The sequence below is a fragment of the Streptomyces sp. NBC_00510 genome (assembly GCA_036013505.1).
Lineage (GTDB): Bacteria > Actinomycetota > Actinomycetes > Streptomycetales > Streptomycetaceae > Actinacidiphila.
In genome coordinates, this window is sequence record CP107851.1 from 3,341,197 (window position 1) to 3,352,500 (window position 11,304).

The following is an 11,304-nucleotide window of genomic DNA, read 5'->3' on the forward strand; positions in this document are numbered from 1 at the left end:
GCCGGTCATGGTAGCCGCACCCCGCTGTCCGCCACACCCTGTCACCGCCATGTCACTGTGCACGTAGCAGAAACGCAAGCGGAGACCAGAAGGTTCCCAGAATCCCGCACTCTCACACCTCTTCACACACGCCGAGTCATGGACGTTCACCGTCCGTTGCCCGGCCGCTCACCCAACGTGGCGTCACCTGGACTGCATCCACTGCTCCATCACCGCGAGGAGGTGGTCGGTGTCCACCGGCTTGGCGACGTAGTCGGACGCCCCGGACTCGATGCTCTTCTCCCGGTCGCCCTTCATCGCCTTCGCCGTCAGCGCGATGATCGGCAGCCCCGCGAACTGGGGCATCCTGCGGATCGCGGCCGTGGTCGCATAACCGTCCATCTCGGGCATCATGATGTCCATCAGGACGACCGCGACGTCGTCGTGCTGTTCCAGGACCTCGATCCCCTCCCGGCCGTTCTCGGCGTACAGAACGGTCAGCCCGTGCTGCTCCAGCACGCTGGTGAGGGCGAAGACATTGCGGATGTCGTCGTCCACGATGAGCACCTTCTCACCGCTGAACCCGCCCGCGAAGCCGGTGTAGGCGTCGCTGTGCGCCCCCTCCACCCACGACTCGGGCAGCGCGGCGCGCTCCACCGGCCCGGCAGCCGCGGCGGGCCGCGGTGCCGCGGAACGTCGGCGCAGCCGGGCCAGGCTGCTGCCCGCGCCCCGGCCGCGCATGGCCACGTGACCGTGGGCCGGGACGTGGAACGGCGAGGCCGGCGCCCCCTCGAGTTCCCCGGCCTCGCCGCCGGGGAGCTGCGGGTAGCCCTGGGGCGGCAGTTCGGTGGTGTTGAGCGGCAGGTAGAGGGTGAAGGTCGAGCCGCGGCCGGGCTGGCTGTCGGCGTGGATCTCGCCGCCGAGCAGCCGGGCGATCTCCCGGCTGATGGACAGACCGAGGCCCGTGCCGCCGTACTTGCGGCTGGTGGTGCCGTCCGCCTGCTTGAACGCCTCGAAGATGACCCGCATCTTGCTCGCCGCGATGCCGATGCCCGTGTCGGTCACCGAGAAGGCGATCAGCGGCTCGTCCGCGCCCCGCAGCGAGCCGGACTCCAGCAACTGCTCCCGGATGGCCTGCGGCACGTCGGGACCGGCCGGGCGGATGACCAGCTCGACCGAACCGCTGTCGGTGAACTTCACCGCGTTCGACAACAGGTTGCGCAGCACCTGCAGCAGCCGCTGCTCGTCGGTGTGGAGCGTGGCGGGCAGCTCCGGGGAGACCCGTACGGAGAAGTCCAGGCCCTTCTCCGCGGTGAGCGGGCGGAAGGTCGCCTCCACGTAGTCGACCAGCTGGACCAGGGCGATGCGGGTCGGGCTGACGTCCATCTTGCCCGCCTCGACCTTGGACAGGTCCAGGATGTCGTTGATGAGCTGCAGCAGGTCGGAGCCGGCGCCGTGGATCGTCTCGGCGAACTCGACCTGCTTCGGGGACAGGTTGCCCTCGGCGTTGTCCGCGAGCAGCTTGGCCAGGATGAGCAGCGAGTTCAGCGGGGTGCGCAGCTCGTGCGACATGTTGGCCAGGAACTCGGACTTGTAGCGCATCGAGACGGCCAGCTGCTCGGCGCGCTCCTCCAGGACCTGCCGGGCCTCCTCGATCTCGGTGTTCTTCACCTCGATGTCCCGGTTCTGGCGGGCCAGCAGCTCCGCCTTCTCCTCCAGCTCCGTGTTGGACATCTCCAGCTGCTTCTGCCGGTTCTCCAGCTCCGCCGAGCGCTCCCGCAGCTGTTCGGTCAGCTCCTGCGACTGCTCCAGCAGGTACTCGGTCTTGGTGTTCACGCTGATGGTGTTCACGCTGACCGCGATCATGTCGGTGATCTGGCCGAGGAAGTCCTTCTGGATCTGCGTGAGCGGCTGGAAGGAGGCCAGCTCCATCACACCCAGCACCCGGTCCTCGAACACCACCGGCAGCACGATGACGTGGGCCGGAGGCGCCTCGCCGAGCCCGGAGGAGATCCTCAGGTAGCCCGGCGGGACGTCCTCCACCAGGATCGAGCGCTTCTCGACCGCGGCCGTGCCGATCAGTCCCTCGCCGGGCAGGAACACCGTCGGCATCGTCCGCTTGGAGAAGCCGTACGAGCCGGACAGCCGCAGCTCGTAGCCCTCCTCGATCTCCTCCCCGCCGGCCGGCTCCTCCGCGATGAAGAAGGCGCCGTGCTGGGCGGAGACCACCGGGGTCAGCTCGCTCATGATGAGCGCCGCCACGTCGTTGAGGTCGCGGCGGCCCTGCATCAGACCGGAGATGCGGGCGAGGTTGCCCTTGAGCCAGTCCTGCTCCTTGTTGGCGAGCGTGGTCTCGCGGAGTCGGACGATCATGGTGTTGATGTAGTCCTGGAGCTCCAGGATCTCGCCCGCCGCGTCCACGTCCGTGCGGATGTTGAGGTCGCCGCGGGTCACCGCGGTGGCCACCTGGGCGATGTTGCGCACCTGACGGGTCAGGTTGTTCGCCATCAAGTTCACCGACTCGGTGAGGTCCTTCCAGATCCCGGACACGCCCGGCACGCGGGCCTGGCCGCCCAGGCGGCCCTCGGTGCCCACTTCCCGGGCCACCCGGGTCACCTGGTCACCGAAGGCCGACAGCTGGTCGACCATCGTGTTGATGGTCGTCTTCAGCTCCAGGATCTCGCCGTGCGCGTCGACGTCGATCTTCTTGGACAGGTCACCGCGGGCGACCGCGGTGGTGACCATGGCGATGTTGCGGACCTGGCCGGTCAGGTTGGAGGCCATGTTGTTCACCGACTCGGTGAGGTCCTTCCACGAGCCGGACACACCCGGCACGCGCGCCTGGCCGCCGAGGATGCCGTCGGTGCCCACCTCGCGGGCCACCCGGGTCACCTCGTCACCGAAGGCGGAGAGCGTGTCCACCATCGTGTTGATGGTCTCGGCGAGCTGGGCGACCTCGCCGCGCGCCTCGACGGTGATCTTCTTGGTGAGGTCGCCGTTGGCGACGGCGGTGGCGACGGAGGAGATCGAACGCACCTGGCTGGTCAGGTTGTTGGCCATCAGGTTGACGTTGTCGGTGAGGTCCTTCCAGATGCCGGAGACGTCCCGCACCCGGGCCTGACCGCCCAGCTGGCCCTCGGTGCCCACCTCACGGGCCACCCGGGTCACCTCGTCGGCGAACGCGGACAGCTGGTCCACCATCGTGTTCACGGTGGTGACCAGGGCGAGGATCTCGCCCTTGGCGTCGACGGTGATCTTCTTCGACAGGTCGCCCTGGGCGACCGCGGTGGTGACCTCGGCGATGTTGCGGACCTGCATCGTCAGGTTGTTCGCCATGAAGTTGACGGACTGCGTCAGGTCCTTCCAGGTGCCCGACACCCCCTTCACCTCGGCCTGGCCGCCCAGGATGCCCTCGGTGCCCACCTCGCGGGCCACCCGGGTCACCTGCTCGGCGAAGGACGAGAGCTGGTCGACCATCGTGTTGAGGACGTTCTTGAGCTCCAGGATCTCGCCGCGCGCGTCGACGTCGATCTTCTGGGACAGGTCACCGCGGGCCACCGCGGTCGCCACCTGGGCGATGTTGCGGACCTGTGCGGTCAGGTTGCCCGCCATGCCGTTCACGGAGTCGGTGAGGTCGCGCCACACACCGGCGACGCCCGGCACCTGCGCCTGGCCGCCGAGCCGGCCCTCGGTGCCCACCTCGCGGGCGACCCGGGTCACCTGCTCGGCGAACGAGGAGAGCTGGTCGACCATCGTGTTGATGGTGTTCTTCAGTTCCAGGATCTCGCCGCGCGCGTCGACGTCGACCTTCTGGGACAGGTCACCGCGGGCCACCGCGGTCGTCACCTGCGCGATCTGGCGGACCTGCGAGGTGAGGTTGCCCGCCATGAAGTTGACGGAGTCCGTCAGCTCCTTCCACACGCCGCTCACGCCGTCGACGCGGGCCTGACCGCCCAGGCGGCCTTCCGTGCCCACGTCCCGGGCCATGCGTGTGACCTGCCCGGCGAACGAGGAGAGCTGGTCCACCATGCGGTTCACGGTGTTCTTCAGCTCCAGCATCTCGCCGGAGACGTCGACCGTGACCTTCTGCGACAGGTCGCCGTTGGCGACCGCCGTCGTCACCTGCGCGATGTTGCGGACCTGGCCGGTCAGGTTGCGGAACGCGGTGTTCACCGAATCCGTCAGGTCCTTCCACAGACCCGCCGCACCCGGCACCTGCGCCTGGCCGCCCAGTTCACCCTCGACGCCGACCTCGCGCGCCACCCGGGTCACCTCGGCACCGAAGGCCGACAACTGGTCGACCATCGTGTTGACGGTGTTCTTCAGCTCCAGCATCTCGCCGGAGACGTCCACCGTGACCTTCTGCGACAGGTCGCCGTTGGCGACCGCCGTCGTCACCTGCGCGATGTCCCGCACCTGGCCGGTCAGGTTGCGGAACGCGGTGTTCACCGAGTCGGTGAGGTCCTTCCAGATGCCCGCCGCGCCCGGCACCTGCGCCTGGCCGCCGAGGCGGCCCTCCGCGCCGACCTCGCCCGCGACACGGGTCACCTCGTCGGCGAAGGTGCGCAGCGTCTCGGTCATCGCGTTGACGGTCTCGGCGAGTTGCGCGACCTCGCCGCGCGCGCCGATGGTGATCTTCTGCGACAGGTCGCCGTTGGCGACCGCGGTCGTCACCTGGGCGATGTCGCGTACCTGGGCCGTCAGGTTGCCGGCCATCAGGTTGACGGAGTCCGTGAGGTCCTTCCACACGCCGTCGACACCGGCCACCTTGGCCTGGCCGCCCAGCTGGCCCTCGGTGCCCACCTCGCGTGCGACGCGGGTCACCTCGGCGGCGAAGGAGGAGAGCTGGTCGACCATCGTGTTGACGGTGTTCTTCAGCTCCAGCATCTCGCCGGCCACGTGCACGGTGACCTTGCGCGACAGGTCGCCCTTGGCGACCGCCGTCGTGACGAGGGCGATGTCACGCACCTGGGCCGTCAGACGGGACGCCATGGTGTTGACCGAGTCCGTGAGGTCCTTCCACGAACCGGACATACCGCGCACCCGCGCCTGACCGCCGAGCTTGCCCTCGGTGCCGACCTCGCTCGCCACCCGGGTCACCTCGTCGGTGAACGTGGACAGCTGGTCGACCAGCCCGTTGACGGTGCGGCCCACCTTGAGGAACTCGCCGCGCAGCGGATGCCCCGAGCCGTCGGCGCCCTGCGAGCGCAGATCCATCCGCTGCTCCAGGTCGCCCTCGGCGACCGCCGACAGCACCCGGCCGACCTCGGACATGGGGCGCACGAGGTCGTCCACGAGCGCGTTGGAGGCGTCGATGGCCGCCGCCCAGGCGCCCTCGCACGCCCCCGTCTCCAGGCGCTCGGCGAGCTTGCCCTCGCGGCCCACGACCCGCCGCACCCGCGCCAGCTCCCCGGTGAGGTGCTGGTTGCGGTCGGCGACCTCGTTGAACACCGCGGAGATCTCCGCCATGACCCCGTCGCCGGTGACCGTCAGCCGCTTGCGGAAGTTGCCGTCCCGCATGGACTCCAGCGCGGACAGCAGCCGGTGCAGGGCCGCCGAGTCGACCTCGACGGTCCCCGTACCGGCCCCGCTCTTACGCGACCGCGCGTTCTTCACCCGTGCGGAACCGCCCCGCTTCGCCGCGGATGCCGCGCCGCCTCGCGCCGATGCGCCAGACTCCACCGTGTCCCTCCCGGAGGGTCGACCGACCTGCAGGTGCCTCGTTCAGACATGACCAGTGTTTCACCATGCCCGGGCCCGGCCATAACAGTTCGGCAGCATCGCATATGACCGGCGTCATGATCGGGGCAGGAACACCCCCAACCGGCACACACGCGGTCGCCGGGGGTAAGTAACCTGGCATGCGGTTGCCCACCTTGGGCCGGGCGTACACCTCGAAGTGGGGGCCGGTGGTGACAGTACAGCGGACGACGAATGGTGACGTCCCGGGACAAACAAGGAGATCTGTGATCACGGCGCGGGCAGCGGCCACCTTCGAACCCGTGGGACGCTCGGTCGCCACCGCACGCGCGTTCGTCCGCGACACGCTCCAGGGCTGGGGCTTCTCCGAGGTGGTCGACGACGCCGTCGTGCTCACCAGTGAACTCGTCACCAACGCCGTGGTGCACGCCGGCACCGCCGCGGACGTCCAGTGCCTGCGCTACGAGTCCGCCGTGCGCATCGAGGTCGCCGACCGCTACCCGGAACGTGAGCTTCCTCTCCACGACGCCAAGAAGCAGATCCACCCCGACCACGAGGGCGGCCGCGGGCTGCTCCTGTGCTCGGCGCTGGCCAGCCGCTGGGGCGTGGAGTACACCGCCGCCAACAAGCACGTCTGGTTCCGCCTGGAGCTCCCCCAGCGCCCCGCGGGCACCCGCTCCGCGGGTCCCGCCCTGCCCGTCCAGGCGCTGCCGCTCGCCGACGAGCGGGTCCGCGTCGCGGTCGTGCAGGTCGACCGCGCAGGCATCATCACCCGCTGGAACCAGGACGCCGCCGAGCTCTTCGGCCACCTCGGCGACCAGGTCACCGGCAAACCGCTCGGCGACTTCGCCGCCTGGCCGCAGACCCCCGGCACCGGACACGGCATCGCCGAGGCGCTGCGGCTGTCCCGTTGGGAGGGCAGTTACGGCATCCGCGGCGCGGACGGCCGGATCCTGCCCGTCTACGGAGCGCACCTGCGGGTCCGCGACTCCTCCGGCGAGCCGTCCACCGTGTGCCTGCTGGTGCGCGAGGACGAACGCGCCGTCCTGCAGAACCCCGGCCGCGGGATGATCTCCGTCGAGGGCGGCGTCGAACGCGGCAAGGCCGTGGACCCCTTCGAGTCCTTCATCGGCTCCCCCGCCCCCGACGACCTCGACGGGCTGCTGCAGCGCACCGTGGAGCGGGCCCGCGACATGCTCGACGGCGACGCCGCCTACCTGCTGCTCGCCACCGACGACGAGACCGAGCTCGAGGTGCGCGCCTCCACCGGCCTCCCCTCCGCCCGGCAGCGCTTCGCACGGGTCCCCGTCGAGGCCGGCACCGGCCGCTACGGCAGCGCCCGCATGCCCGCCGTCCACGAGGACCTCACGGCGGTGCCGGGGGCCGTCCCGCTGCTCGCCGGCACGGGCATGCGCTCCATCGTCACCGTCCCCCTCAAGGTCGAGGGCCGCCTCACCGGTTCGCTCGGCGTCGCCGCGGAGAGCCCCGGCCGCTACACCAACGAGGAGGCGCTGCGGCTGCAGTTCGCCGCCGACCGCATCGCGCTGGCGGTGGAGAGCGCCCGCCTCACCGAGCTCGAGCGGCTGCGCCGCGGCTCGTTGTCCTTCCTGGTGGAGGCATCCGACCTGCTGGCGGGCACCCTGGAACGCGACCAGACGCTCGCCCTGATGGCCCAGATGACCGTGCCGACCCTGGCCAGCTGGTGCGCCGTCTACACCATCGCCGACCAGGCCTCGGAACCCGAACTCGCCTTCGTCCTGCACGAGGACGAGGACCGCATCGACGGCATCAAGGCCCTGCTGTCCCGCCTCGCGCCTCCCGAGCCCGACCCCACCCCCGGCGCCCGCGTGTGGACCGCCCCCGCCGACGCCGCGCACTCCACCGCCCTGCGCGCCTCCCTGCGCAGCCTGGGCCTCGGCGAGGCGGGCCGGCCCGCCACGGGCCCCGGCACGGCCCTGGCGACCGCGGCCGCGGTCGGCGGCGAGACGGTCGTCCTGCCGCTCGTGGCCCGCAACCGCGTCATCGGCATGCTCACCCTCGGCAGGTCCGCCGACGAGCGCTTCCGCCAGGAGATCCTGGAACTCGCCGAGGACCTGTCGCGCCGGGCCGCCCTCGCCCTGGACAACGCCCGCCTCTACAGCGAGCGCACGGCCATCAGCCAGTCCCTGCAGCGCAGCCTGCTGCCGCCCGGCCTCCCGGTGATCCCCGGCGTCGAGGTCGAGGTCGTCTACCGCGCCGCCGGCGAGGGCAACGAGGTCGGCGGCGACTTCTACGACGTGTTCCCCATCCGCGACGGCTGCTGGGGCTTCGCCATCGGCGACGTGTGCGGCACGGGCCCCGAGGCCGCCGCCGTGACCGGTCTCGCCCGCCACGCGCTGCGCCTGCTCGCCCGCGAGGGCTTCAGCGGCCCCTCCGTCCTGGAACGGCTCAACGCGGCCATCCTGGACGAGGGGGCCCGCAGCCGCTTCCTCACCCTCCTCTACGGCGAGATGTGGCCGCAGAGCGACGGCAGCGCCGTCCTGAAGGTCGTCTGCGCCGGCCACCCCCTGCCGCTGCGACTGCGGCAGAGCGGCGTCGTGGAAGCCGCCGCGGAACCCCAGCCGCTGCTCGGCGTCATCGAGGACCTCGAACTCGTCGAGCAGACCGTCACGCTCGACCCCGGCGACGTCCTGCTCTGCGTCACCGACGGCGTCACCGAACGGCGCGAGGGCACCCGCATGCTGGGCGACGACGGCCTCGCCGACGTCCTGGCCACCTGTACGGGCCTCACGGCGGGCGCCGTGGCGGCCCGCATCCAGCGGGCCGTCGAACGCTTCGCCTCCGACGCCCCCTCCGACGACATGGCCATCCTCACGATGCGCGTCCCGGAACTGCCCGCGTAGCGGCGGCGGTCCGCGAAGGGGAAGGAAAACAAGAAAGGCCCCCGCCGAATGGCGGGGGCCTTTCCTCATCAGAGCCCCAATACGGAATCGAACCGTAGACCTTCTCCTTACCATGGAGACGCTCTGCCGACTGAGCTATTGGGGCGCGTCGACGTGAAGGATCTTAACGCATGCACGCCCCGGTTCGGAAATCCGATCGACGCACGGCCCGACCGGGGCGGCCCGGCTTCAGAGCAGTCCGCCGAGCGTGTTGCACGCCACGGCCATCCGCTCCAACTCCTTCTCCGTCAGGCCCGGGTGGACGGGCAGCGACAACGTCTCACCGGCCGCCTTCTCCGTGCTGGGCAGGTACGAGCTGGACCGGTACTCCGGCAACCGGTGCACGGGGGTCGGGATGCTCACGTTCGCCCGCACGCCGCGCGCGGCCAGCGCCATCGCGAACGCGTCCCGGTCCGGCCGGCCGTTCCCGGGTATCCGCACCGTGTAGCGGTGGTAGACGTGGTGCGCGCCGGGCTCCACGTACGGCACGAGGACACCGGTCAGGGCCGAGTCCAGGTAACGGCAGTTGGCCCGCTGCCGGGCCACGGAACCGGCGAGCTTCGCCAGCACCCCGCGGCCCGCGGCCGCCTTGCCGTCGGTCATCCGGGCCCTGGCGTGGGCCGTGTCCCGAAGCCTCTTGACGGCACCGGCCAGTTCGGGGTGCTCCGTGGTCACCACGGCCCCCTCCTCGACCGCGAACACGCTCAGCGCCCCGTAGGTGCCGACCCGGCGGCCGGCCAGCGTCGCCGCCTGCGCCTGGGTGGCGTCCTCGACGATCGCCAGGCCGTGCCGGGCGGCGATGTCGGTGATCTGGTCGACGGCGGCGGGGTGCCCGAAGAGGTGCACCGGCAGGATCGCCACCGTGAGGGGCGTGATCGCGGCGACCACCGCCTCCGGGTCGAGGCAGAACGTCAGCGGGTCGATGTCGGCGAAGACCGGCACGGCGCCGGCCAGCCGCACCGCGGCCGCGGTCTCCACGGGCGCGAACGACGGCAGGATCACTTCCTCGCCGGCACCGATGCCGAGCGAGAGCAGCGCCAGATGCAACGCGGAGGTCGCGGAGTCGACGGCGACGGCATGACGCCCGTCCACCGCGGACGCGAACTCGTCCTCCAGCGCGGCTACTTCAGCACCCTGAACCAGAAACTGCTGCATCAGGCTCACCTCCACTTACCCGTTCCGGCAAGGATCACCGCAGCCGGTGATGCGTTGCTGATCTGAACATGAACAGCGGGTGTGGATACGCCAAAGAGCCGTGCCCCCGGACTGGGTCCGGGGGCACGGCTGCTAAAGATTGTTCGGCGGCGTCCTACTCTCCCACAGGGTCCCCCCTGCAGTACCATCGGCGCTGAAAGGCTTAGCTTCCGGGTTCGAAATGTAACCGGGCGTTTCCCTAACGCTATAACCACCGAAACACTATGAAACTATCGAACCAACGGTTCGTTGTTTCAGAACTACACAGTGGACGCGAGCAACCTATGGACAAGCCCTCGGCTTATTAGTACCGGTCAGCTCCACCCATTACTGGGCTTCCACATCCGGCCTATCAACCCAGTCGTCTACTGGGAGCCTTAACCCCTCAAGGGGGTGGGAGTCCTCATCTCGAAGCAGGCTTCCCGCTTAGATGCTTTCAGCGGTTATCCCTCCCGAACGTAGCCAACCAGCCATGCCCTTGGCAGAACAACTGGCACACCAGAGGTTCGTCCGTCCCGGTCCTCTCGTACTAGGGACAGCCCTTCTCAAGACTCCTACGCGCACAGCGGATAGGGACCGAACTGTCTCACGACGTTCTAAACCCAGCTCGCGTACCGCTTTAATGGGCGAACAGCCCAACCCTTGGGACCGACTCCAGCCCCAGGATGCGACGAGCCGACATCGAGGTGCCAAACCATCCCGTCGATATGGACTCTTGGGGAAGATCAGCCTGTTATCCCCGGGGTACCTTTTATCCGTTGAGCGACGGCGCTTCCACAAGCCACCGCCGGATCACTAGTCCCTACTTTCGTACCTGCTCGACCCGTCAGTCTCACAGTCAAGCTCCCTTGTGCACTTACACTCAACACCTGATTGCCAACCAGGCTGAGGGAACCTTTGGGCGCCTCCGTTACTCTTTAGGAGGCAACCGCCCCAGTTAAACTACCCACCAGACACTGTCCCTGATCCGGATCACGGACCGAGGTTAGACATCCAGCACGACCAGAGTGGTATTTCAACGACGACTCCACAATGGCTGGCGCCATCGCTTCACAGTCTCCCACCTATCCTACACAAGCCGAACCGAACACCAATATCAAGCTGTAGTAAAGGTCCCGGGGTCTTTCCGTCCTGCTGCGCGAAACGAGCATCTTTACTCGTAGTGCAATTTCACCGGGCCTGTGGTTGAGACAGTCGAGAAGTCGTTACGCCATTCGTGCAGGTCGGAACTTACCCGACAAGGAATTTCGCTACCTTAGGATGGTTATAGTTACCACCGCCGTTTACTGGCGCTTAAGTTCTCAGCTTCGCCCCACCGAAATGGAGCTAACCGGTCCCCTTAACGTTCCAGCACCGGGCAGGCGTCAGTCCGTATACATCGCCTTACGGCTTCGCACGGACCTGTGTTTTTAGTAAACAGTCGCTTCTCGCTGGTCTCTGCGGCCACCACCAGCTCAGGGAGCAAGTCCCCTCACCAGCAATGGCCCCCCTTCTCCCGAAGTTACGGGGG

Annotated in this window: 3 protein-coding genes, 1 tRNA gene and 2 rRNA genes (1 of these 6 only partly in view); 1 reads left to right on the plus strand and 5 read right to left on the minus strand. The window is 69.0% G+C overall.

Translation table 11 applies throughout. The features are described 5' to 3' along the window. Positions 1 to 183: 183 nt before the first annotated feature. Positions 184 to 5,499: a HAMP domain-containing protein gene (locus OG937_14645; protein WUD78739.1), complete on the minus strand. Its 5,316-nt coding sequence runs from the start codon at positions 5,497 to 5,499 to the stop codon at positions 184 to 186. A 446-nt stretch (positions 5,500 to 5,945) separates the two neighbouring features. Between OG937_14645 and OG937_14650 the strand changes: the two genes are divergently transcribed. After that, positions 5,946 to 8,561: a SpoIIE family protein phosphatase gene (locus OG937_14650; GenBank protein ID WUD72849.1), complete on the plus strand. Its 2,616-nt coding sequence runs from the start codon at positions 5,946 to 5,948 to the stop codon at positions 8,559 to 8,561. A 72-nt stretch (positions 8,562 to 8,633) separates the two neighbouring features. Here the strand turns inward: OG937_14650 and OG937_14655 are convergent. The 4 genes from OG937_14655 to OG937_14670 all read right to left on the minus strand — a co-directional run. Continuing rightward, positions 8,634 to 8,706, minus strand: a tRNA-Thr gene (locus OG937_14655). 83 nt (positions 8,707 to 8,789) lie between these two features. Further along, complete coding sequence (locus OG937_14660; protein WUD72850.1) at positions 8,790 to 9,755, minus strand: DegT/DnrJ/EryC1/StrS family aminotransferase; 966 nt, start codon at positions 9,753 to 9,755, stop codon at positions 8,790 to 8,792. Positions 9,756 to 9,896: 141 nt separating this feature from the next. Beyond that, positions 9,897 to 10,013 (minus strand): 5S ribosomal RNA (gene rrf / locus OG937_14665). 65 nt (positions 10,014 to 10,078) lie between these two features. After that, positions 10,079 to 11,304: ribosomal RNA gene (locus OG937_14670) — 23S ribosomal RNA — on the minus strand (it continues 1,897 nt past the right edge of the window).